The sequence below is a fragment of the Kribbella capetownensis genome, assembly GCF_004331485.1.
In the GTDB taxonomy this organism is placed as follows: domain Bacteria; phylum Actinomycetota; class Actinomycetes; order Propionibacteriales; family Kribbellaceae; genus Kribbella; species Kribbella capetownensis.
Map to the genome: position 1 here is coordinate 1,063,125 of NZ_SJKD01000001.1, position 20,487 is coordinate 1,083,611.

24 protein-coding genes and 1 riboswitch are annotated in these 20,487 nt (G+C 69.1%); of the genes, 14 read left to right on the forward strand and 10 right to left on the reverse strand.

Going from position 1 to position 20,487, the window contains the following annotated elements; genetic code table 11:
- Positions 1–41: 41 nt before the first annotated feature.
- Positions 42–3,284 (reverse strand): S8 family serine peptidase, encoded by a 3,243-nt coding sequence (locus tag E0H75_RS05245; protein ID WP_131511860.1) that lies wholly within the window; start codon positions 3,282–3,284, stop codon positions 42–44.
- Between the two features lie 63 nt (positions 3,285–3,347).
- Complete coding sequence (locus E0H75_RS05250; RefSeq protein ID WP_131511862.1) at positions 3,348–3,944, reverse strand: LysE/ArgO family amino acid transporter; 597 nt, start codon at positions 3,942–3,944, stop codon at positions 3,348–3,350.
- Between the two features lie 73 nt (positions 3,945–4,017).
- Here E0H75_RS05250 and E0H75_RS05255 point away from each other — a divergent pair, with 73 nt between their 5' ends.
- Positions 4,018–4,905, forward strand: coding sequence for a LysR family transcriptional regulator ArgP (locus tag E0H75_RS05255; protein WP_131511864.1), 888 nt, complete (start codon positions 4,018–4,020; stop codon positions 4,903–4,905).
- Here the strand turns inward: E0H75_RS05255 and E0H75_RS05260 are convergent.
- Positions 4,856–6,061: an FAD-dependent monooxygenase gene (locus E0H75_RS05260; RefSeq protein ID WP_131511866.1), complete on the reverse strand. Its 1,206-nt coding sequence runs from the start codon at positions 6,059–6,061 to the stop codon at positions 4,856–4,858. The two genes, E0H75_RS05255 and E0H75_RS05260, sit on opposite strands and share 50 nt — an antisense overlap.
- Positions 6,062–6,157: 96 nt before the next feature.
- Between E0H75_RS05260 and E0H75_RS05265 the strand changes: the two genes are divergently transcribed.
- Positions 6,158–6,742, forward strand: coding sequence for a TetR/AcrR family transcriptional regulator (locus tag E0H75_RS05265; protein ID WP_131511868.1), 585 nt, complete (start codon positions 6,158–6,160; stop codon positions 6,740–6,742).
- A 1-nt stretch (position 6,743) separates the two neighbouring features.
- On the opposite strand, the gene E0H75_RS05270 is transcribed toward E0H75_RS05265, so the two are convergent.
- Complete coding sequence (locus tag E0H75_RS05270; protein WP_131511870.1) at positions 6,744–7,247, reverse strand: GNAT family N-acetyltransferase; 504 nt, start codon at positions 7,245–7,247, stop codon at positions 6,744–6,746.
- 72 nt (positions 7,248–7,319) lie between these two features.
- On the opposite strand from E0H75_RS05270, the gene E0H75_RS43925 reads away from it, so the two are divergent.
- Together E0H75_RS43925 and E0H75_RS43930 are read left to right on the forward strand one after the other, a co-directional pair.
- On the forward strand, positions 7,320–8,021 hold the full coding sequence (locus E0H75_RS43925) for a calcium:cation antiporter (RefSeq protein ID WP_238162840.1): 702 nt from the start codon (positions 7,320–7,322) through the stop codon (positions 8,019–8,021).
- A 5-nt stretch (positions 8,022–8,026) separates the two neighbouring features.
- Positions 8,027–8,431, forward strand: a complete 405-nt coding sequence (locus tag E0H75_RS43930) for a calcium:cation antiporter (protein ID WP_238162841.1) — start codon at positions 8,027–8,029, stop codon at positions 8,429–8,431.
- On the opposite strand, the gene E0H75_RS05280 is transcribed toward E0H75_RS43930, so the two are convergent.
- From E0H75_RS05280 to E0H75_RS05285, 3 genes are all read right to left on the reverse strand, one after another.
- Positions 8,397–9,737: an ankyrin repeat domain-containing protein gene (locus tag E0H75_RS05280; RefSeq protein ID WP_238162842.1), complete on the reverse strand. Its 1,341-nt coding sequence runs from the start codon at positions 9,735–9,737 to the stop codon at positions 8,397–8,399. The genes E0H75_RS43930 and E0H75_RS05280 overlap by 35 nt on opposite strands.
- Positions 9,707–9,862, reverse strand: a complete 156-nt coding sequence (locus E0H75_RS43935) for a hypothetical protein (RefSeq protein ID WP_238162843.1) — start codon at positions 9,860–9,862, stop codon at positions 9,707–9,709. The genes E0H75_RS05280 and E0H75_RS43935 overlap by 31 nt, the downstream gene beginning before the upstream one ends.
- A 144-nt stretch (positions 9,863–10,006) precedes the next feature.
- Positions 10,007–10,363 carry a YybH family protein gene (locus E0H75_RS05285; RefSeq protein ID WP_131511872.1) on the reverse strand — a complete coding sequence of 119 codons (357 nt, stop codon included), beginning with the start codon at positions 10,361–10,363 and terminating at the stop codon, positions 10,007–10,009.
- Positions 10,364–10,510: 147 nt separating this feature from the next.
- Here E0H75_RS05285 and E0H75_RS05290 point away from each other — a divergent pair, with 147 nt between their 5' ends.
- Together E0H75_RS05290 and E0H75_RS05295 are read left to right on the forward strand one after the other, a co-directional pair.
- On the forward strand, positions 10,511–10,936 hold the full coding sequence (locus tag E0H75_RS05290) for a hypothetical protein (RefSeq protein ID WP_202872828.1): 426 nt from the start codon (positions 10,511–10,513) through the stop codon (positions 10,934–10,936).
- 2 nt (positions 10,937–10,938) lie between these two features.
- The gene (locus E0H75_RS05295) at positions 10,939–11,634 is read left to right on the forward strand and encodes a TetR family transcriptional regulator (RefSeq protein WP_131511874.1); all 696 of its coding nucleotides are present in this window, start codon (positions 10,939–10,941) and stop codon (positions 11,632–11,634) included.
- Here E0H75_RS05295 and E0H75_RS05300 read toward each other — a convergent pair whose 3' ends face one another.
- Positions 11,635–12,141: a DinB family protein gene (locus tag E0H75_RS05300; RefSeq protein WP_131511876.1), complete on the reverse strand. Its 507-nt coding sequence runs from the start codon at positions 12,139–12,141 to the stop codon at positions 11,635–11,637. It abuts the gene before it with no gap.
- Between the two features lie 423 nt (positions 12,142–12,564).
- On the opposite strand from E0H75_RS05300, the gene E0H75_RS05305 reads away from it, so the two are divergent.
- The gene (locus E0H75_RS05305; protein WP_238162844.1) at positions 12,565–14,040 is read left to right on the forward strand and encodes a DEAD/DEAH box helicase; all 1,476 of its coding nucleotides are present in this window, start codon (positions 12,565–12,567) and stop codon (positions 14,038–14,040) included.
- A 33-nt stretch (positions 14,041–14,073) separates the two neighbouring features.
- Here E0H75_RS05305 and E0H75_RS05310 read toward each other — a convergent pair whose 3' ends face one another.
- Positions 14,074–14,640 carry a CGNR zinc finger domain-containing protein gene (locus E0H75_RS05310; RefSeq protein ID WP_202872829.1) on the reverse strand — a complete coding sequence of 189 codons (567 nt, stop codon included), beginning with the start codon at positions 14,638–14,640 and terminating at the stop codon, positions 14,074–14,076.
- Between the two features lie 104 nt (positions 14,641–14,744).
- Here E0H75_RS05310 and E0H75_RS05315 point away from each other — a divergent pair, with 104 nt between their 5' ends.
- From E0H75_RS05315 to E0H75_RS05325, 3 genes are read left to right on the forward strand one after another with little or no spacing between them, the layout of a single operon-like run.
- Entirely contained in the window at positions 14,745–15,647 is a 903-nt protein-coding gene (locus E0H75_RS05315; protein WP_131511880.1) for a phosphotriesterase family protein, read from the forward strand.
- A gap of 20 nt (positions 15,648–15,667) precedes the next feature.
- Positions 15,668–16,036 (forward strand): DUF1304 domain-containing protein, encoded by a 369-nt coding sequence (locus E0H75_RS05320; RefSeq protein ID WP_131511882.1) that lies wholly within the window; start codon positions 15,668–15,670, stop codon positions 16,034–16,036.
- Between the two features lie 47 nt (positions 16,037–16,083).
- Positions 16,084–17,463, forward strand: coding sequence for an MFS transporter (locus E0H75_RS05325; protein ID WP_131511884.1), 1,380 nt, complete (start codon positions 16,084–16,086; stop codon positions 17,461–17,463).
- Here E0H75_RS05325 and E0H75_RS05330 read toward each other — a convergent pair.
- Complete coding sequence (locus E0H75_RS05330) at positions 17,453–18,094, reverse strand: LysE family translocator (protein ID WP_131511886.1); 642 nt, start codon at positions 18,092–18,094, stop codon at positions 17,453–17,455. The two genes, E0H75_RS05325 and E0H75_RS05330, sit on opposite strands and share 11 nt — an antisense overlap.
- Before the next feature lie 108 nt (positions 18,095–18,202).
- Positions 18,203–18,268: riboswitch (cobalamin riboswitch) on the forward strand.
- 52 nt (positions 18,269–18,320) lie between these two features.
- On the opposite strand from E0H75_RS05330, the gene E0H75_RS05335 reads away from it, so the two are divergent.
- Genes E0H75_RS05335 through E0H75_RS05350 form a run of 4 tightly spaced genes read left to right on the forward strand, consistent with a single transcriptional unit; the run spans position 18,321 to position 20,278 of the window.
- Complete coding sequence (locus tag E0H75_RS05335) at positions 18,321–18,518, forward strand: CbtB domain-containing protein (RefSeq protein ID WP_131364919.1); 198 nt, start codon at positions 18,321–18,323, stop codon at positions 18,516–18,518.
- A 4-nt stretch (positions 18,519–18,522) separates the two neighbouring features.
- The gene (locus tag E0H75_RS05340) at positions 18,523–19,272 is read left to right on the forward strand and encodes a CbtA family protein (protein ID WP_131511888.1); all 750 of its coding nucleotides are present in this window, start codon (positions 18,523–18,525) and stop codon (positions 19,270–19,272) included.
- Positions 19,269–19,838 (forward strand): histidine phosphatase family protein, encoded by a 570-nt coding sequence (locus E0H75_RS05345; RefSeq protein ID WP_131511890.1) that lies wholly within the window; start codon positions 19,269–19,271, stop codon positions 19,836–19,838. Before E0H75_RS05340 ends, E0H75_RS05345 begins: the two co-directional genes overlap by 4 nt.
- Before the next feature lie 56 nt (positions 19,839–19,894).
- Positions 19,895–20,278, forward strand: a complete 384-nt coding sequence (locus E0H75_RS05350; protein ID WP_131511891.1) for a hypothetical protein — start codon at positions 19,895–19,897, stop codon at positions 20,276–20,278.
- Positions 20,279–20,487 lie beyond the last annotated feature (209 nt).

Sequence of the window (20,487 nt, forward strand, 5' to 3'; positions counted from 1 at the left end):
GCTCGATCCCTCCTCCCCGCAGAGGTACCGCAGCGAGGGGGTCAGCGGAACAGATACGCGTTGACCGTCGTCTCCTCCGTCGTCGTCCCGGCCGCGTCGCGCAGCGTGGTCCGCAGCGACACACCCCGCCCGGCCGCCGGAGTCGGGAACGTCGCCCGGTACGTCCCGTGCCCCGCCGGTACGACGGCCGCAGCGTGCCACGTGCTCCCGCCGTCACCGGAGACCGCGACCCCGACCTTCGTCAGGGCAGGCGCCGACGCTCCGGCCTGCGGCACGACGGTCAGCGTCGTCACTGGCGTCCGCTCGGCCGTGTTGTGCGTGTCCACGACAGGCCGGTATCCGACTGTCCACAAGGGCGCGCGCGTTCCCTCGGCAGACCGGAAGGTGGCCGTGTAGTCCACCCGCTCCGAGAACGCCGACACCGACGTCCGCGTCAGCGACGTCTGATACCGGTACGTCGCCGCGCCCCCAGGTGCCTCGATCGACCCGAACTGGTCGGCCTCGGCCACCAGGGTGCTATCGCGATACAGCTGACCGGTCTCGGTGTCAGAGGCCGTGAGTCCGGTGTGTCCGTCCGCGTCCGACAGCGGATTCATCGAGAGGGTCAGCCGACCGTCTGCCTGCTCCGCTCCCGCGCCCGATGGACCGAAAGCGACCGCATTCCAGCGATTCCGGTAGGTCTCGCCGGCGCGATAGGCCTTCGCGGCTGGGTCCTCGAGCGTCGTGACGGCGATCGGCTCCGGGTCACCCGGCGCGGTTTCGAGCAGACTCTCCCGCCAGGTCCCCGCGTCCAGATGCTCGACGACGCTGGCCGGCGTACCGAACGCGACGTCGGGATAGAACGGCGCATAGCCGTCGACGCTCGTCGCGCCGTGCAGGATCACGTCGGTCCCGGCTCCCTGATGGACACTCGTCTGCACGGTGGCCAGGTCGCGATCGCGTACCGTCCGCTCGTATCCGGTCGGGAAACGTGAGCTGACCTGCTCGGCGAGCCGATACAGGTACGGCGTGTTCCGGAAGTCGCCGTCAGGACCAGGCACACCCCACTGCGACGAGACCACAGTCGTCAATTGGCCCACCGGCAAGGTCGGTCCTTCGCCCAGTGTGGCCAGAGAGGCGCCGGGGACGGTGGCGACGTACTGCTCGATCCGGCGCTTTCCGTCGGCCGAGGTACGGAGGTAGTCGGCGCTGAGATAGGCCTGCTGCGCGTCGGCGCGAGGCAGCTTCACGCTGACCTTGCGCGCCTTGCGGGCGTCCAGGACCACGGTCGTGTCGGCGGTCAGGCGTACCGACGGCTGGACCAGCCCGTACGACGTGACGTTCGCGCCGAAGAACTGCGAGTCCACGCCGTACTCGCCCGCGCGCAGTCGCACCGTGACCGTGCCGCTGGGGTCGGTGGTGAACGTCTCGCCCGGGCGGTCGAGCGCGAAGATCGAGACGAAGGCTTCGGTGGCCGGCATACCGTCCGGAGCGATGGTCTTGATGGTCAGGTCGTGGGCCTCGACGTCCTTCATCACGGTCAGCGGGATCCGCACGGACTGGCCCGCGGTGGTCGCGACCAGTTGACCGACGTACCGGCCGTCGGGCCCGCTGTGATTGGTCGCGGACGTCACCTGGACCGTTGCGGAACCACCGGCGGGGATCGTCAGTGCATCGGTGCTCATCGTCAACGCCGCCGTGGGCGCAGCGCCGCCGTCGGGATCGGTCAGCTCGCCGGTCACCTGGAGGGTGACCGTGGCCGTGCTCTTGTTGTAGTACGTCACGTCCTTGGTCACTGGCTCGTCATCGGTGTGCGGCCAGCTCGCCGTACCGAAGGTGATCGTCGCCGGTGCCGCGACGACGGTCTGGGTGATCGCGCGGGCGACGTCGACCCGGCCGGTGCCCTGTTCGAAGACAGTCAGTCCGGGCGTGGGCTTCGCGGAGGCCATCAGCGCGCTCTTCAGGTCGAGAGCCTTCCAGTCCGGGTGCTGCTGGGCCAGGAGAGCCGCGGCTCCGGCGACATGCGGCGTCGCCATCGACGTACCGGATTCGCGGAGGTAGTGGTCGTCGACCGGCTCGCCGATGATGGCCTCGGATCCTCGAGCGGCGACGATGCCCACCCCGGGTGCGGTCAGCTCCGGCTTGATGGACGTACCGTCGCGCCCCGGGCCCTTGCTGGAGAAGGGCGCGAGCTGGTCCTCGCGGTCCACCGCGCCGACCGTCAGCGCGCCTGCGGCGCTGCCCGGCGACAGCACCGTGCCCTCGCCCTGCTCGCCGTCGTTCCCGGCGGCGACGACGAACAGCGTGCCGGTCTCGGCGGTCAACGTGTTCAGGGCCTGCTCGACCGGGTCGTCCACGGGCCGGCCCGGATTGCCCAGACTGATGTTGACGATCTGTGCCTTCACCTCGTTCGCGGCCCACTCCATGCCGGCGATCAAGGTCGAGTCCGAACACACGGTGTACCTGCAGATCTTCCCGTCGTACAGGTCGGCGTCCGGGGCGACACCGCGATAGCGGCCGCCGGACGCGGCGCCCGTTCCGGCCAGGATCGAGGCGACGTGGGTGCCGTGACCCAACTGGTCGCCGGGCTGACCGTCGAGGTTGAAGACACCCTTGACCCGGTCGGCGAGGTCGGGATGGGTCGCGTCGATCCCACTGTCGAGGACTGCGATGCGGACGCCCTTGCCGGTGAACCCGGCCTGCCACGCGACCGGCCCGCCGATCTGCGGGACGGACTTGTCCAGCAGCGGCTCGAGTTTGCCGTCCAGCCAGATCTTCTCGGGTCCACTGGACCGCAGTACGGCGGCGCCGGTCAGGAAGGTCGACGCGGTCCGCTTGTCGACCTTGCCGGCCGTGGCGTCGACGACATCGAGCCTGCGCTGCTGCTGGAGTCCGGTGGTCGCGGCCCGTTGCGTCGCGTGCTGGACCAGCACCGGGATCGTGGTGGTGTGCGCATCGTCGTACCCGGATTCGATCAGACCGGTGACGTCGAACAGCCGCGGATCCAGTCGGCCGGCGGCGAGTGGTGTCCGGACGTCCGCCGGGATCACGGTCAGTCGCCCGTCGACCTTGCTCATGCCGAACCCGATGTTCTTCCGGCCCGGCCCGGGCTCGACTCCGGGCGCGCCGTGCTCCGGCACGACCACCCGGTCACCGGTGATCAGAGTGACGTACGTCGTGCGCCCGGCGGCGACCGGATGCCCGCCGGCCGTCGTACTGGCGGATGTTGTCGTCGCCGCTGCCGTTGCCAGTGCGGCGCCGAGCAGAACACCGAGGCCTGCCCATCGCGAAGCCTTGCGTGCCATCGCACCCTCCCGGTTGTCGATCCCCCTGTAACTACGGGTTGAGTGCCGGGAAGGGTTGCGTCTTCAGGGCAGGAGGAGCCAGGTGGCGATGGTTGTCATCAGGAGGGCGATGGCGGTGTCGAGGTACTGCCAGGCGCGGGGGCGGGAGAAGACGGGGGTGAGAGTGCGGGAGAAGAAGCCGAGCGAGAAGAACCAGATGAAGCTGGCGGCGACAGCGCCGAGCCCGTAGAACCAGCGGCCGTCGGTGCCGCGCTGGTTGGCGAGAGAGCCGAGCAGGACGACGGTGTCGAGGTAGACGTGGGGGTTGAGGTAGGTGAACGCAAGGCACGTCAGTACGACGCTGCGGAGCGCGGTGGGCGCGTGGTCGGCGGGACTGATCGAGCCGGGGTTGAAGGCTCGCTTCAGGGCGAAGGCGGCGTACAGGTAGAGGAAGGCGGCGCCGCCGTACTTCGCCATGTCGAGGGCTAACTGACTCCGGGTAAGAAGGGCGCCGAGGCCGGCGATGCCGCCGGAGATGAGGAGCGCGTCGGACAACGCGCAGGTGAGGACCACCGGCAGGACGTGCTCACGGCGCAGGCCCTGGCGCAGCACGAAGGCGTTCTGGGCGCCGATCGCGACGATCAGCGACAAGGACGTGGCGAAGCCGGCGAGGAGGGGCATGCCTCGACGGTAGGCAGCGGACAGCCGGACAAACCAGCTAAAGATTCTGAAGCAGCATTAGGATTGCTTCATCATGCAGTTCGACTCCGCGCAGCTCGAGACGTTCGCGGCCGTTGTCGACGAGGGCAGTTTCGACGCGGCGGCGCGGCGTCTGCGCGTGACGCCGTCGGCGATCAGTCAGCGCATCAAGGCGTTGGAGAGTCGCCTCGGTCAGGTCGTGGTGATGCGCGGCAAACCGGCGCGTCCGACCGCGGCCGGCGAGGCACTGCTCCGGCTCGCGCGGCAGGTCTCGCTGCTCGAACTGGAGGCGATCGTCGCGGTCCGCGGCACGGTCGAGGCGCTCCGGCTGCCGATCGCGGTGAACGCGGACTCGCTGAACAACTGGTTCCTGCCCGCGATGCTCGACCTGTCCCAGAGCCTCGACGCCAGGTTTCTGGTTCACCAGGAGGACGAGGAGCACTCGGCCGAGTTCCTCCGCAACGGCACGGTCCTCGCCGCGGTGACCGCTGATCCACTGCCGGTTCAGGGCTGCCGCGTCGTACCACTCGGCAAGATGCGGTACCTGCCGGTCGCCACCCCCGAGTACGCCGAGCGCTGGCTGGCCGGCAAGCCGCTGGCGGACGCGCTCGCCGAGGCTCCGATGGTGATCTTCAACGCCAAGGACGTCCTGCAGCACCGGCTGATCCGCAAGGTGACCCGGCGCCGGATGGACCCGCCGACGCACGCGGTCCCGGCGCCGGGCGCCTTCCACCAAGCGGTCCGGATCGGCCTCGGCTGGGGCATGCTCGAAGACGAGGTCGCCGAACCCGAGTTGGCCGCCGGCCGCCTGGTGGATGTTGCCCCCGGCAAGTACATCGACGTGCCGCTGTACTGGCAGCACTGGAAGCTGGAGTCGCCGATCCTGGACGCGCTCACGGCCGCGGTGCTGCGGGCCGCTGCGGCAGGTCTTCGTACGTCGTGAGCTCGATCGCGTTCCCCACCTTCAGTGGCATCTCGTCGATCAACCTCCGCCACGGCAGGTACGGCAGCATCCGGAAGGTCAGGTTCCGCAGCACCATGAACCACTTGCTCTCCGGGATGAACCAGCGCGCGCCGTCCACCCCTTGCTTCTGACAGGCCGCGACGAATCCCCGCATCCGTACGTCGTACTTGCGGAACGCTGCCACGTGGTCGCCACCGGCTGCGTGCAGCTCACCGGCCAGGACGTACGCCCCGACGATCGCGAGGCTGGTGCCCATCCCGGACAGCGGCGAGGCGCAGTACCCGGCGTCGCCGACCAGCGCGACCCGACCGCGAGAGTAGCTGTCGAGCTTGATCTGACTGATCGAGTCGAAGTAGAAATCCGGCGTAGTGCGCAGACCGTCGAGCAGTCGCGGGACCTCCCAGCCGAGGCCGGCGAACTGCTCAGCGATGATCGCCTGCTGCGCCGGTACGTCGCGCCGGTCGTAGCTCAGCGGGTCCGATGCGAAGTAGAACAGCGCCTTCGCCTCGGTGTTGTCGCGGGCGCTGTAGGTGCCGACCGTCTTGCCCGGCTCGGTGAAGATCCGCCCGGTGTGGTCCAGCCCGAGATGGTTCTCCACCGTGAACACCGAGGCGTAGTACCCCAGGTCATGGACGTACGACGACTCCGGCCCGAACGCGAGCCGCCGGACGTTCGAGTGCAGCCCATCCGCACCGATCACCAGGTCGAACCGCCGCCGCAGCCCGCTCTCGAAGACCGCGTCGACGCCGGACTCGTCCTGGTCGAGCGAAGCGATCGAGTCGTCGAAGAGGTACTCCGTCGTCGCCGCGGTCAACTCGTACAGGACGTCGACCAGGTCGCCGCGAAGGATCTCGAGCTCACCGCTGAACGCCTCCGGAGTGGTGGTCGCGACGGCCTTGCCGGACTCGTTGACGTAGACCATCGAGCCCATCCGGGTCGCCCGCGCCTCGACCTCGGCCAGGATGCCCATCCGGTCGAGCACCTTCAGCGAAGCGCCGCGGAAGTCGACCGCGTAGCCGCCGGGGCTCGGCGCCGGCGCGCGCTCGACCACGGTCGTGGTGAAGCCGTAGCCGTGCAGCCAATAGACGAGGGCGGGACCGCCCACACTCGCACCGGAAATCAGAACCGTCGTCACCGGAAGCCTCCACAGGTTGTCGCCGGCACGACTGTACGACGGTCTTAGACGTTTGTGCAAGACGTTCGTATGAGACGCACGTGCTAGGGTGGTGGGATGGGAAACCGGGAGGCGCTGATCGAGGGCGCGAAGACCTGCCTGCTGGAGAAGGGCTACAGCCGGACCACCGCGCGCGACATCGCGACCGCGGCCGGCGTCAGCCTGGCGGCGATCGGGTACCACTTCGGCTCGAAGGAAGCGCTGCTCAACGAGGCGATGCGCGAGGCGCTGATCGGGGAGTGGGCCGCCGAGGTGGGTGGCGCGATGGCGGCCCGGGAGGCCGGCGGCGGTTCCCGGGAGCGATTCGTCGCGACCTGGCGGCAGGTCGTCGAGAGCCTGTCGAACCCTCGGCTACGGGCACTGTGGACGACGCAGTTCGAGGTCCTCAGCCTCGGGGCGAGCAACCCCGAGTTGGTCGCCGAGCTGTCCAAGATGCAGGGCGAGGCGCGCGAAGGTCTGGCGCAGATGTTCGGGACGGTCGACGCCGACGGCGACCCGGAGACGGCTCAGGCGGTCGGATCATTCCTGCAGGCGCTGATGCTGGGAGTGGTCGCGCTGCACCTGTTCGACGCGGACAGCGCCCCCACCGGTCAGGAGCTCGCGCGGTCGATCCGGCTCGTGGCGGATCGGCTGGACGGCTGAATTACAGCGGGCGGTGCATCACGTGCAGGCCGACGTACCCGTGCGTGGGGTGGTCGAAGGCCTCCGGAACGGTCCCGATGATGGCGAAGCCGAGCGCTTGCCACAGGTGTACGGCGGACTCGTTGGTCTCCACCACTGCGTTGAACTGGATCGACCGGAACCCTTCCCGGGCGGCCCAGTCGATCATGTCCTGACCGAGCAGCCGGCCGACGCCCTTGCCGCGGGCGGCCGCGTCGACCATGAAGCTGGCGCTGGCGACGTGCGATCCCGGACCCGGGCGGTTCGGGTACATGTTGGCGGTGCCCAGTACGGTGCCGTCGGCATCGACCGCCACCGTGGTCCGGCTGCGCGCGGCGCTCGACGGTGACATCCAGAGCGGGCCGGCCTGCTCCTCGGTCAGGTCCGGGTCGTAGGCGTACGTCTCCCGCGCGGTGACGATCTCGTGGAAGAACGGCCAGATGGCCGGCCAGTCGGCGTCGGTCGCTGTTCTGATCTGCACTGTCATGGTGCGAGAAGCATCACCCGTCAGGGTACGGATGCCAACCGGATATCGCCGTACGCCATAGACTTCCCGGGGATGACAAACACCGTGGTCCAAGGGTTGCCGCGCTGGAGTCTGGCCGTGCCCCCGCTCGCTCTCGTCGTCCTGGTCCTGTCCTGGGGTCGTGACCTGCGGACCATCCTGCTGATCCTGGTCTGCGCCGGTCTGGGCACGGCGGTGATCGCGGCCGTCCACCACGCCGAAGTGGTCGCGCACCGCGTCGGTGAACCGTTCGGCACGCTGATCCTCGCACTCGCGGTGACGGTCATCGAGGTCGCACTGATCGTGACGCTGATGGCGTCCGGCGGCGACAAGGCCGCGACGCTCGCGCGGGACACCGTGTTCGCCGCGGTGATGATCACGTGCAACGGCATCCTCGGCCTGGCACTCGTTGTCGGCTCGGTGCGGCATCACGTGCAGGACTTCCGGGTCCGTGCGTCGACCGGTGTGCTCGCGGTGATGACCGCGCTGGTGACGCTGAGCCTGGTGCTGCCGACGTTCACGACCAGCGCGCCGGGGCCGCAGTTCAGCACGGCTCAGCTCGCGTTCGCGGGTGTGGCGTCACTCGTGATGTACGGCGTCTTCGTGTTCGTCCAGACGATCCGGCATCGGGACTACTTCCTTCCCGTCCCGACGCGGAGGCCGAAGGCGAGGACGCGGAGAGCGAGGAGGCGCACGCGGCCGCGCCGAGCGGGAGGACCGCGCTCCTCAGCCTGGGCCTGCTGTTCGCCTGCCTGATCTCGGTGGTCGGCCTCGCCAAGACGGTCTCGCCACGGCTCGAGTCCGCGGTGGAGTCGGCCGGCGCACCGCTGGGCGTGGTCGGTGTCGTCATCGCGCTGCTGGTGCTGCTGCCGGAGACGGTTGCCGCCGTACGCGCCGCACTGCGGAACCGCCTCCAGACCAGCGTCAACCTGGCCCTCGGTTCAGCGCTCGCCAGCATCGGCCTGACCATCCCGGCGATCGCGGTCGCCTCCATCTGGCTGAACGGGCCGCTGGTGCTCGGCCTGGGTGGCAAGGAGATGGTGCTGTTCGCGCTGACCGTCGTGACCAGCATCCTCACCCTCGCCACCGGCCGGGCGACCCTGCTGCAGGGCGCCGTTCACCTGATGGTGTTCAGCGCGTTCCTGTTCCTTGCCGTAAGCCCTTGAGGTAGTCGATCACCGCCTGCTTCACCTCGTCCGCGGCCCAGCTGTGCTCGGCCCAGCCCAGCGCGTTCCCGTTGTAGGACCGATCGCGCAGTTCCGGATCGACCCCGAGCTGGATCAGCTTCTTCACCGTCTCGAGGTGACCGCCGATCGCAGCCTGGTGGATCGGCGCGGATCCAGCCATCACGCTGAGGTCGAAGCCCAGGTTCTCCAACGGTTCCAGAGCCTCGGTCCGGCCGATCTCAGCGGCCCGGATGGGAAGGTACGGGTTGCGCGCGATGGCTCGCGTGACCAGATCGCGGCTGACCTCCGGGGTCTCGCCCCGCATGACGGCGGCGAAGACCTCATGTACGTCGTCGAGCGGTGCCGCACCGCGAGCACGCAGCAGCTCGGCGATCTCGGTGTGTCCCTGGATGGCGGCGAACTCGTACGCGCGATGCCCGCAAAAGCCCGGATGCTCGGTACCGCGGCCCTCCGGATCGATGCCTTGGGCAAGCACCAACTCGGCCCGGTGCAGCAGCCCTGTTGACGCCGCGAAAACGAGCTCATCCTCCAGCAGCTGCTGTGGCGTCGGGTGGGCGGTCGTCATCCGCTCGTGCCACGGGCCGCCGTCGCCCTTGCCCAGTCCGTACTCGAGCAGGAGCTCCAGGTGCACGTCGTCGTACGGCGGAGGGCAGCCGGGCCCGCAGTTGTACATGGTCTGGCTGTCGTTCGGATCGGCGCCGGCGTCCAGCAGCAGCCGGGCGAGCTCGACCCGGTTGCGATGCGGTGGCTGATCGCCTTCACCACGACCGAAAGCCCCGGTCAATGCGGTGAACGGCGACGGCATGCCCTGCCACAGGTAGCCTGCGTTCGGGTCGGCGCCGTACTCGAGGAACAGCCGCGCGATCTCCACCTGATGCGGTACGTCGAGCCGCCCGTAGGTGATGTAGAGCAACGGTTTCCAGCGGTACGGACCGCCCTCTTCCCTTGCCTGCCAGGGATCCGCCGCCAGCACCTCACGTACGGCGTCCAGCTCGCCGGCCACCGCCATCGTGTAGATGTTGCTCCGAGCAACCTCTGGGAACTGGTCGAGCAACTGCTCCGCCGATCGCTGCCGGGCCGGATCGTCCTGCCCGTAGTGCAGCGTCGCGAGCCGCAGGAACTCCTCGGTGCGTTGCTCCAGAGTGTCGAGCGGACCGCCGATCGACTGGCGGTGCGGGGAGCGGCTGTACTGGTCGACCAGCTCCAGATGCCGGACGATCCGCGGCCAGCTGGGGAACCTGTAGCTGCGGGCGATCACCAGTTGCGCGTCGGCCAGCGACTGCACGGGATGGAACTCGTCGGCCAGGGCGACAGCCTCGTCGTCCCGGCGCGGACCTCCTTGAGCAGGGTCTTGGCCTGCTTGCGCAGGTGGTCCAGGTGCGGGTCGTTCGGAAGATTCCGGGTCGGCATCGCGACCTCCTCTCTACGAGCCTGCTGTCCGCGTCGTCAGGCGAGAAAGGAGGTGAACAACAACCACACAACTCCGTGATCAGGTGGGCTGAGCCCTTCCCGCGGACCGGTGGCACCCTGAGTGCCTACCAGAACCGTAGCCGATCAAGGCTTTTCCATCCACCACTCGGTGAACTCGTGCGCGCGGTCGCGGGCGAGGCGGATCACCCACAGGTTGCTGAACTCGCTCGGCGGCTGGGTCTGGTACGTCGTCCAGCCGCGGACGAACCCGACGCCGTCGCCGAACCCGAGCACCTCGTACTCGAACCTCGTCTCGCCCGGTGCGTCCGCGACCTCCAGCCAGGCCGCGACGATCGCGTCCCGGCCGACCACCGGCTCGTCGTCCGGCCGGCGGTACCAGGTGGCCTCCTCGGTCCAGAGCGCCGCGATGTGGCCCGGGTCGTTCGACTCCCACGCCTTCCGGTACTTCGCGACCCACCGGTCCAGGTCCTTCTCCCGCATGGTCAGGCGATCCTCGTCATCCGGCCATCCTGCCCCAGCACGAGACCCAGCTCACGTCGTCGCCTACTTGAACATGTTCAAAAGGCGGTCGTACGCTCAGCGCGTGACCAAATTTGAACGTGTTCAGTTTGTGAGGACGTGGTGAGCATGACCGTGACGACGTACCTGATCTATCTGCTGGTCTCGGTACCGCTGACGATCTGGGTGGCCCGGACGCTGAGCCACAACGGCCGGATCTTCCTGATCGACGTGTTCCACGGCAACGAGGAGTTCGCCGACGCGGTGAACAGGCTGCTGGTGGCCGGGTTCTACCTGGTCAACCTGGGGTTCGTGACGCTGTTCCTGCGCGCCGACAAGGTGGTCGTCGACGCTCGCGGGGTGTTCGAGCAGCTGAGCGTGAAGCTCGGCATCGTGATGCTCGTGCTCGGCGTACTGCACCTGATGAACGTCTGGATCTTCAACATGATCCGCCGCCGCAGCCAGCTCGAGACCATGACCAACCCGCCGGTGGCGCCGAACGACGTACTCCCGGCCGAAGCGCTGGCCAAGGCGCCGGCCCACTACGGCTACTGACCATGGACGAGCTGACTACGCTGACGGATGTGACGGAAAGTGCGACCAGCAAGGGTGAGCAGACCCGGGAGCTGATCCTGTCCACCGCGCTGCGGCTGTTCCGCGAGCAGGGGTACGGCAAGACGACGATGCGGGCGATCGCCACCGAGGCGGGCGTCTCGGTCGGCAACGCTTACTACTACTACGGCTCCAAAGAGCACCTGATGCAGGCGTACTACGACCACCTGCAGGTGCAGCACGTCGAAGCGGTCGAGTCGGTCCTGGCGACGGAGAAGGCGTTCGTCCCGCGGCTGACCGGCGTACTGCGGGCCTGGCTCGAGGTGTCGGCGCCGTACCACGAGTTCGCCGGCACGTTCTTCAAGACCGCGGCGGAACCGAAGAGCCCGCTGTCGCCGTTCAGCGATCAGTCGCGGCCGGCGCGGGAGGCGAGCGTCGAGCTGTTCCGCCGGGTCGTCGAGGGCTCGGACCTCAAACTGCCGGCCGACCTGAAGGCGGAGCTGCCCGAGCTGCTGTGGCTGATGCAGATGGGGATCGTGCTGTTCTGGGTGCACGACGACAGCAAGGACCTGCGTCGTACCAAGGCACTGATCGATCGGTCCGTCCCGCTGGTCGACCGGCTGCTCCGGCTGACCCGCATCCCGGGTGTCCGGGGCGTGACCAACGACCTGGTCGGCCTGATCCGCTCGATCAAGTCCTGACTATTCTCCGGTCAGGCCGTCGATGCGTTCGCGGAGCAGATCGGCGTGGCCGTTGTGGCGGGCGTACTCCTCGATCATGTGGATGTAGAGGTAACGGACGGAGTACTCGCCCTCGTGGCCCGGGCGCAGGAACGTGTCGTCCAGGGTGTGGCCCGCGGCGATCTCGCCAGAGGCCTTCACGATCTCCCGGAACTCCGCGAGATCGTGCTCGGCCCGGGCCGCGTCGGCCAGGTCGAAGTCGCCGTCCGGGTGCTCCGCGGTCCAGTACTTCGGTGGCGCCGGGAGCTGGGCGAGGGCCCGATGGAACCAGTACTTCTCGACCTCGCTCAGGTGCCGGATCAGCCCGATCAGCGACAGGCTGGACGGATCCACACTGCGCTGGACCAACTGCTCCCCGGTCAGTCCGGACACCTTCCACAGCAGCGTGCCGCGGTGGAAGTCCAGGAATCCCTGCAGAAGCTCACGCTCGCCGCCGGCGGTCGGCGGATCCACCCGATTCTCAGTCATCACGGTGCAGAACCTAGCCGTGTGACGAGCGTCCTGTGAACAAACCGGCGCGGCGCGGACCCTGCGTGACGTAGACTGTCCGTGACGGCCCGCCCAGTTCTGCCTCGGGCCGGAGCGCCTGTGACAGAGCGCGCTCGTGTCCCGTACGCGCTGTAACTCGACGCTATCGGGACACGCAGTCGACCACCACGCGCCGCGGCTGATGAACGGCCGCGCCGGGCAGGACGACCCCCCGACTTTCTGGAGTACTACATGGCGGCCCGCCGCCCGACATCAACGCAGTCTGCCCAAACACCCTCCACCTCCCGTCCCCGCCGGCGTCGCCGTTCCGACGGCGCCCCTCGGCCGAAGGTTGCTCAGAGCAACAAGGCCGTCACGCGGGCGGCCTACGAACAGGTCGCGGAAGTAGTTGTCCCGGACAACTTGACGTTCGCGGACCTCGGCGTACCGGCGTCCCTGGTGGCCGCACTCGCGGCGGCCGGGGTGACCAAGCCGTTCCCGATCCAGGCGGCGACGCTGCCGGATGCACTGGCCGGCAAGGACGTTCTCGGCCGCGGCCGGACCGGATCCGGCAAGACCTACGCCTTCGTGCTGCCCGTGCTGGCCCGGTTGGCCGCGAGCCGGACCAAGCGGCGTCCGAATCACCCGCGCGCGCTGATCCTGGCGCCGACGCGCGAACTGGCCACCCAGATCCAGGCGTCCATCACGCCACTGACCGACGCGCTCGACCTGCGCACCATGACCATCTTCGGCGGCGTCGGCCACGGTCCGCAGATCACCGGCCTGCGCAAGGGCGCCGACATCGTCGTCGCCTGCCCGGGACGGCTCGAGGACCATCTCCAGGCCGGGCACGTGAAGCTCGACGCGGTCGAGATCACCGTGCTCGACGAGGCCGACCACATGGCGGACCTCGGCTTCCTGCCCGCCGTACGGCGGATCCTCGAGGCCACCCCGACCGGCGCTCAGCGGCTGCTGTTCTCGGCCACGCTGGACGCGGGCGTCGACGTCCTCGTGCAGCGGTTCATGACCGAGCCGGTGACGCACAGCGTGGACTCGGCGCAGTCGCCGGTCTCGAAGATGACCCACCACGTGCTGCACGTCCAGCCCGACACCCGGCTCCCCGTGCTCGTCGACCTGACCGCGGCGCCCGGACGGTCGCTGGTCTTCACCAGGACGAAGTACGGCGCGAAGTCGCTGACCAAGAAGCTGATCGCGCAGGGCGTGCCGGCGGTCGAACTCCACGGCAACCTGTCCCAGGGCGCCCGCACCCGGAACCTCGAAGCCTTCTCGGAGGGTACGGCGAAGACGCTCGTCGCCACCGACATCGCGGCCCGTGGAATCCACGTCGACGACGTCGCACTGGTGATCCACGCGGACCCGCCGATCGAGCACAAGGCGTACCTGCACCGCTCCGGCCGGACTGCCCGGGCCGGTGCCGAGGGCACGGTCGTGACGCTGATGACCGACGCCCAGGTTCGCGACGTACGCGACCTCACCCGCAAGGCTGGGATCGCGCCGACCATCACCAAGCTCTCCACCGGCGACCCGCTGCTCTCCGAGCTGGCTCCGGGCGAGCGCACCTTCGTCGCTCCGCAGCTGGCAGCCGCCTCCGCAGGCCGCTCGTCAACCAGCCGAGGGCCAGCGGAGTCCGGCTCCGCCGGCCGCGGCGCAGGCGGTCGCAGTGCGGGCGGTCGTGGTGGCGATGGTCGTGGTGCGGGCGGCCGCGGGAGCCGCCGTCGACGCGGCGGCCGAGGCGCACAGGCACCCAGCGCAAGCCGTCCGGCCTCCTCCGGTTCCGCCAAGCGCTCGGCGCCCACGACGAGCACGGCCTCGACCTCGCGATCTGGCGGAGCAGCCGCCTTCTCCGCCGGCACCCGAGCCTCCCGCCGAACCAGCTGACGTTGCTGTTGGGAACCGTCGGTTGGGCTGACTTCAGTCAGCTTGGCCGGCGGTTTCTGCTTGTTTGCGGGCTCGGTGGGCTCGGACTCGGCCTCTAATGGCGCAGGTGGGGTTCGGGCACCAGCGTCTGCGGCCGGTCGGGTCGGTGAAGACGCCGCGGCAGTCGTGCTCGGGACACGCGGAGAGAAACACACGCTCGGGACCGGTCAGCTGATCGACGGCCTGACGGGCGATGCGAGACAACGCGTCCTCGGTCGTCCGCGGACGGGAGCGCTCAAGCCGATCAGTCACCGTCAGCACGGCCGAGTCACCCTCGAGAAACGTCGCGAGCGCCTCAACCGCCGCCGCATCAGGCGGTACGCCGTCCACCGTCGCGAGCGCGATCGGTCGCAGGATCTCCCGCAACTCCCAGGCCCGCGTCAGGTCCGCCGACGTCACCCTCCGCACCGGCCGCAGCTCCACCAGGTCGAGCCACTCCGTGAACCGCTCGACCGTCGGCATCCGCTCCACCGGGTTCTCCCCGAAGTGCGTTCCGCGCGTGGCGAGCAGGTTCAGCCACGTCGCGCCGAGATCCAGCCGGAACTCCATCCGATCAACCACCTGGACATCGTAACGCCTCACCCGTTACGTTGGTAACGGCTCAACCGTTACAAGGAGGATCCGATGCAGGACGCCGTACCAGATCAGGCCGCCGCGGAGTCCCGGTGATTCGCGCAGTCATCGGTGACATCCCACCGGACCAGCTCGGCATCACCGACTCGCACGACCACCTCTTCTTCCGTACTCCGGTCATGCCAGGTCAGGAGCTCGATGATGTCGAGGCGGCAGTCGCCGAGACGCAGGCCTTCGCAGCGGCAGGCGGCCAAGCGATCGTGCAGTGGACCCCGCATGGTCTAGGACGACGAGCCGACGCGTTACCCGGAATCTCAACCACCACAGGGGTTTCGCTGATCGCGGCCACCGGACTGCACCGGGCCGAACTCTACCCCGACGGATTCGTCGACCAGGTCCGCCCGAAGCTGGCCGAGATCTTCCACGCCGAGCTGACTGTTGGCATCGGCAACAGTCAGGTTCGCGCCGGGCTGATCAAGGTTGCCGGCGGCTACCATGTGCTGGATTCCCATGCCCGCTGGGTGATGCGGGCCGCCGCCGAGGCGCATCACGCGACCGGCGCACCGATCGCGGTTCACCACGAGCTCGGGACCGCCGCGGACGCGGTACTCGATCTGCTGGTCGACGAACTCGCCGTACCGCCGGCCAGTGTGATCCTCGGGCACCTGAACCGCTTTCCCGACCAACGAGGGCACCTCGAGCTGGCCGAGCGAGGTGCATGGCTGGCGTTCGACGGTCCGTCGCGAGCCAATCACGCGACAGACCCCTGGCTGATCAACTGCCTGGCCGCGCTCGCCGACGCCGGATACGCGGACCGCCTGCTGCTCGGCGGCGACACGACGACTGCTCGTGCGCGCGGCGCGACCGGTGAGGGGCCCGGCATGCCATACCTGCTGGCCCATCTCCGGCCGCGGATCGAGCGGCGGCTCGGTGCCCAGGTGGCAGACGCAGTGTTCACCTCCAACCCTGCTCGCGCCTTCGACTGGAGCGTCTGAGAACCCAGTACGTTTTCGCCATGAACGTGATCGCGCAGGTGTTCGTGGTGGTGGCCGGGCTCTTCCATGTCGCGGTGTTCGCCCTGGAGAGCCTGTTGTTCCGCAGGCCGAGCACGTACCGGCGGTTCCTGATCAAGGACGAGGCCGAGGCGGCCGCGGCGCGACCGTGGGCCTTCAACCAGGGCTTCTACAACCTGTTCCTGGCGGTCGGTGCGCTCGGCGGCCTGATCTGGGGCGGCGACGAAGGTCACGCGGTCGCGCTGTTCAGCTGTGGGTGCATGGCCGGAGCCGGTCTCGTCCTGCTCGCCTCCGATCGCCGGATGCTCCGCGCCGCGGCCGCCCAGGCCGTCCCACCGATCATCGCACTGGTGCTCGCGGCGGTTCTCTGAGATCCGGGGTTGACTTAAAGTACCCTTGAGGTCAGAAGGTGCTTGGCATGACCATTGCAGCCGAGCCCGCGGTCGACCAGGGCCCCCCGACCCCGTCCGGCGGCGTTCTCTCGCCGCAGTACCGCTCGCTGACGGTCGGGATGGTCGCGTTGATCACCCTGGTCGCGTTCGAGTCGCTCGCCGTCACCACCGCGATGCCGACCGTCGCGCAGGCGCTCGACGGGCTCAGCCTGTACGCACTCGCCTTCGGCGGACCGCTCGCCTCCGGCGTGATCGCAATGGTGGTCTCGGGAACCTGGAGTGACCTCAAGGGCCCGACCCGCCCGCTCTGGCACGGGACGGCATGGTTCCTGGCCGGTCTGATCATCGCGGGCCTGGCTCCGACCATGGAGATCCTGGTCGTGGGCCGCATCATCCAGGGCTTCGGCTCCGGTCTGCTCACGGTCGCCCTGTACGTCGTCGTCGGGCAGCTGTACCCGGCCCGGCTGCGACCGCGCATCTTCGCCGCCTTCGCGACCGGCTGGGTCGTCCCGTCGCTGGTCGGCCCGGCGATCGCGGGCCTGATCGTCGAGAACGCCAGCTGGCGCATCGTCTTCCTCGCCGTACCAGCCCTTGCGATCCCGGCGGCGCTGGTGATGCGGCCCGGGCTCAGAGGCAGCACGCACGAACCGCTTCCGGGACGTCTGTGGGACAAGCGAGCGCTGTGGGCGGTCGCGGCTGCGGTCGGGGTTGGTCTGCTCCACTACGGCGGCCAGCAGCACGGCGTACTCCAGCTCGCTCTGCTCGCGGTCGGACTCGGCGGCGTGGTCGCCTTCGCGCCGAAGCTGCTGCCGCGTGGAACCTTCACCTTCGGGCGCGGTCTGCCGTCCGTGGTTGCACTCCGCGGTCTGGTCGCGGCGTCCGGCTTCGGTGCCGAGGTGTTCCTGCCGCTGATGCTCACCCGTGAGCGTGGCTTGTCCCCAGCGGTCGCCGGCTTGGTGCTGACCGTCAGCGCACTCAGCTGGACCGCGGCCTCGTGGTACCGCGGCCGCCCGAACCAGCCGTTCTCACACTCGGTCTTCCTGCAGGCCGGCATGATCGCGATCGTGCTCGGCATCGTCACCGCCACGCTGACCTTGAACGACAACGTGCCGGTCGTCGTCGGCATCCTCGGCTGGAGTCTCACCGGACTCGGCATGGGCACGGTCTTCCCGACGCTGTCCGTGCTCGTGCTGGACTACTCCGAGTGCGAGGAGCAGGGCGCCAACAGCTCGGCCGCGCAGTTGAGCGACTCGTTGGCCACGGCAACGATCCTGGCGATCGGCGGTTCGCTCTTCGCGGCCCTCGAGCCGCACTCCGCACTGACGGCGTACCTGGTTGCGTTCGGTCTGCCTGCCGTGCTGGCGCTGATCGGCGTGCAGGCGGGTCGTCGTACCGCTACTCCTTAGAGCCGGTCACCGCGATGCCGGCGCCGAGGCCGATGATCATCAGACCGCCGGTGCCGCCGACCAGTTCGAGCCGGCGCGGCGAGCGGGCGAACCACTCGCGCGCCGTACCGGCCACCACGGCCCAGACGCTGTCCGAGCAGAGCGCGATCAGGATGAAGACCAGGCCGAGGACGAGGATCTGGAGCCAGGCCGGGCCGGCCGGGCCCTTGTCGACGAACTGCGGCAGCGCGGCGGCGAAGAAGACCGCGGTCTTGGCGTTGGTGACTCCGACCAGGAACCTCTGGCGCATGGTCCGCCGGCTGTTGCCCGGCTTGACCCCGCTGGTCATCGTCTCGACCAGCGACTTGCGGGTGCGGAAGGCGTGCACGCCGAGGTAGATCAGGTACGCCGCGCCCGCGAGCTTCACCACGGTCAGGGCGATCGCACTGGCCGCGATCAGGGTGCCGAGCCCGAGGGCGACCGCGACCAGCATCACCGCGGCGCCGATGGTGTTGCCGACCATGGTCAGCACCGCTTCCCGGCGACCGACCGCGAGCGCCCGGCCGACGATGAACAGCACGCTCGGACCGGGAACGACAATGATGATGAACGCGGTGATCGCGAAGGCGACCAGGTGATGAGCGGACGGCATCTGCCCAGGGTAGGTCCGGGGGTGGGGAACGTCACCCGGCCGTCCCACGCGTTGACCCCTCTCGATCCGCACCGCTACGGTTCGGGGGACAACCTGCGGTGCCATGAGGGAAGCCGGTGAGAGTCCGGCACGGCCGCGCCACTGTGAGCGAGCTCAGCTCGTGAGTCAGGACGCTCGGGCACCAGCAGCCTTTCGAAGGGGACGCGCACTTCCCCAGGAGGTTCAGATGGCAGCTCCTGCCCGCTCGGTCGCCGTACCGGCCTATTCACCCCGGCTCCTCGCCGCCGCGCTGCTCAGCATCGGCGTCCTGCTCCTGCTCGGCTACCTCGTCATGTTCGACCAGGGTGCGGTGTCGCACTCGGGCATGTACCTGCACGAGTTGATGCACGACGGCCGCCACCTTCTCGGCGTGCCCTGCCATTAACCCGATGCGCACCTTCGGATCGCTCCTGGTGCGCGGACTGATCATCGGACTCTTCGCCGGCCTGCTGGCCGGAACCTTCGCGTACGTGACGGGCGAGCCGCACGTCGACGCCGCGATCGCCATCGAAGAAGCCGGTGCCGCGCACACCCACGACCATGGCGACGGCACTGCGGCCGCCGCCGAAGAGGAACCGCTCGTCAGCCGCGACGGCCAGAAGGCCGGGCTGTTCCTCGCGACCACCCTGTACGGCATCGCGCTCGGCGGGATCTTCGCCGTCGCCTTCACGCTGCTGCGGCGCAAACTGCGGACCGAACGTGATCCGTACGCCGCTCTCGGCCTGGCCGCTGCCGGCTTCGTCGGGATCGTGCTGGTCCCGTTCCTCAAGTATCCACCGAACCCACCCGCGGTCGGCGATCCGGACACGATCACCCGCCGTACGGTGACCTACCTGCTGACGCTCGTGATCGGACTGCTCGCGGTCTGGGCCGGTGTCGCCGCATCACGGTGGGCCGCCCGGTACGGCGACGTCGCCCGGCTGGCCGGCGGAGTGGTTGCCTTCCTCGTCACGATCGTGATCGCGTACCAGATCCTGCCGTCGATCAACGAGGTTCCGGGGTCGTTCCCCGCTACGCTGCTGTGGCAGTTCCGGTTCGCCTCACTCGGTACGCAGGCGACGCTGTGGCTCCTGCTCGGATTCGGGTACGCCGCCGCGGTGGACCACCGGCTGTCCCGACAGAAGGTGGTAGCCGCTTGACGGCGTTGACGCTGGTCGCTCATGCCCTGACCCCCGCTCTGCGTGGCCTTGTGCTCGGCGGCGACGCCGAGCCGGACCCGGCTGGTCTCGCCGCCGCGCGTGAGTTGCCGGTCGGGGCTGGGCGTGAATTGGCGGCCGACGCGGTCTTCGCCGGCCCGGAGGTGGCCGCCGTACGGACCGCGGAGGCGCTCGGCCTGACGCCTGTCGTCGAGCCGGCGCTGCGGGACCGCGAGTACGGCGACTGGTCCGGACGTGGACTCGAAGAGTTGCTCGCGGCCGATCCGGAGCGGGTCACCGCATGGCTGGAGCGCCCGCACACCGCCACGCCGGGCGGCGAGTCGGAGAACGACGTACTCGCCCGGGTCGCTGACTGGCTGGGCGATCTCGGTGAGCAGTACGGCGAACGTCGTACCGTCCTGGCCATCGTCCACCCGGCGGTGGTGCGGGCGGCCGTACTCTACGTCCTGGACGCCCCGGCCGAGTCGCTCCGCCACGTCGACGTCCGGCCCCTGGCCCGTGTCCGCCTCTCCCTGCACGAAGGCTCCTGGTCGCTGGCCTTCGGGTGAACGGCGAATCGCGGTCTGGCGTCGCCAGAGTGGCCGCCAAGGTGTAAGACCGGGATATGACGCTCACCGAAGCCCGCAACTTCCTCCGCTCGGAACTGCTCGCGGTCGCGGCGCTCGTCGTCCCGAGCCAGACACCGACGGTGACGCAAGACGTCGGCCCGGTCCGTCAGGAAGCTCTCTCGGACGAGCATGGTCCGGAAGCGGTCTGCACCATCACCGTCGAAACCGGCGACCCGACCTCGCCCGACCCCGAGGCCCAGATCGGCTTCGCCGCCGAAACCCTCGACGGCCGCGGCTGGAAGGTCGAGGTCGCCCCGGTCGAAGGCGACCACCACCACCTCACCGCAAACCGCGACGGCTACGACCTCACCGTAGACGCCAGCACCACGGACTGGCGCCTGACCTTCACCGGCCAAACCCCCATCACCGACGACCTCTGAGGTATTTGGGTGTAGTGGGGCGCTTTGGCTGCTGTGGTGCTGGTGCCGGCTGCCGCGTGCTCGGGTGCGGGACTGTCTTGGGGTGTGCGACAGGTCCTCGAGGGCTGGAACAGGAAATACCGTGTGCCGGCCCACCAGTTCCTGTTCCAGGCTGCGATGCGCACACCAGCAACTGTCCCGCGGGCGACGAAGGAGCCCGCAAGGTGTGG

What these genes read in the sequence shown, in the direction of transcription:
- E0H75_RS05350 (WP_131511891.1), top strand. Translation starts at nt 19,895, where the DNA reads ATGACGCTCACCGAAGCCCGCAACTTCCTCCGCTCGGAACTGCTCGCG.
- E0H75_RS05335 (WP_131364919.1), top strand. Translation starts at nt 18,321, where the DNA reads ATGGCAGCTCCTGCCCGCTCGGTCGCCGTACCGGCCTATTCACCCCGG.
- E0H75_RS05340 (WP_131511888.1), top strand. Translation starts at nt 18,523, where the DNA reads ATGCGCACCTTCGGATCGCTCCTGGTGCGCGGACTGATCATCGGACTC.
- E0H75_RS05250 (WP_131511862.1), bottom strand. Translation starts at nt 3,944, where the DNA reads ATGCCCCTCCTCGCCGGCTTCGCCACGTCCTTGTCGCTGATCGTCGCG.
- E0H75_RS05300 (WP_131511876.1), bottom strand. Translation starts at nt 12,141, where the DNA reads ATGACTGAGAATCGGGTGGATCCGCCGACCGCCGGCGGCGAGCGTGAG.
- E0H75_RS05320 (WP_131511882.1), top strand. Translation starts at nt 15,668, where the DNA reads ATGAACGTGATCGCGCAGGTGTTCGTGGTGGTGGCCGGGCTCTTCCAT.
- E0H75_RS05255 (WP_131511864.1), top strand. Translation starts at nt 4,018, where the DNA reads ATGCAGTTCGACTCCGCGCAGCTCGAGACGTTCGCGGCCGTTGTCGAC.
- E0H75_RS43935 (WP_238162843.1), bottom strand. Translation starts at nt 9,862, where the DNA reads ATGCCGACCCGGAATCTTCCGAACGACCCGCACCTGGACCACCTGCGC.
- E0H75_RS43925 (WP_238162840.1), top strand. Translation starts at nt 7,320, where the DNA reads ATGACAAACACCGTGGTCCAAGGGTTGCCGCGCTGGAGTCTGGCCGTG.
- E0H75_RS05285 (WP_131511872.1), bottom strand. Translation starts at nt 10,363, where the DNA reads ATGCGGGAGAAGGACCTGGACCGGTGGGTCGCGAAGTACCGGAAGGCG.
- E0H75_RS05295 (WP_131511874.1), top strand. Translation starts at nt 10,939, where the DNA reads ATGGACGAGCTGACTACGCTGACGGATGTGACGGAAAGTGCGACCAGC.
- E0H75_RS05330 (WP_131511886.1), bottom strand. Translation starts at nt 18,094, where the DNA reads ATGCCGTCCGCTCATCACCTGGTCGCCTTCGCGATCACCGCGTTCATC.
- E0H75_RS05325 (WP_131511884.1), top strand. Translation starts at nt 16,084, where the DNA reads ATGACCATTGCAGCCGAGCCCGCGGTCGACCAGGGCCCCCCGACCCCG.
- E0H75_RS05245 (WP_131511860.1), bottom strand. Translation starts at nt 3,284, where the DNA reads ATGGCACGCAAGGCTTCGCGATGGGCAGGCCTCGGTGTTCTGCTCGGC.
- E0H75_RS05270 (WP_131511870.1), bottom strand. Translation starts at nt 7,247, where the DNA reads ATGACAGTGCAGATCAGAACAGCGACCGACGCCGACTGGCCGGCCATC.
- E0H75_RS05290 (WP_202872828.1), top strand. Translation starts at nt 10,511, where the DNA reads ATGACCGTGACGACGTACCTGATCTATCTGCTGGTCTCGGTACCGCTG.
- E0H75_RS05265 (WP_131511868.1), top strand. Translation starts at nt 6,158, where the DNA reads ATGGGAAACCGGGAGGCGCTGATCGAGGGCGCGAAGACCTGCCTGCTG.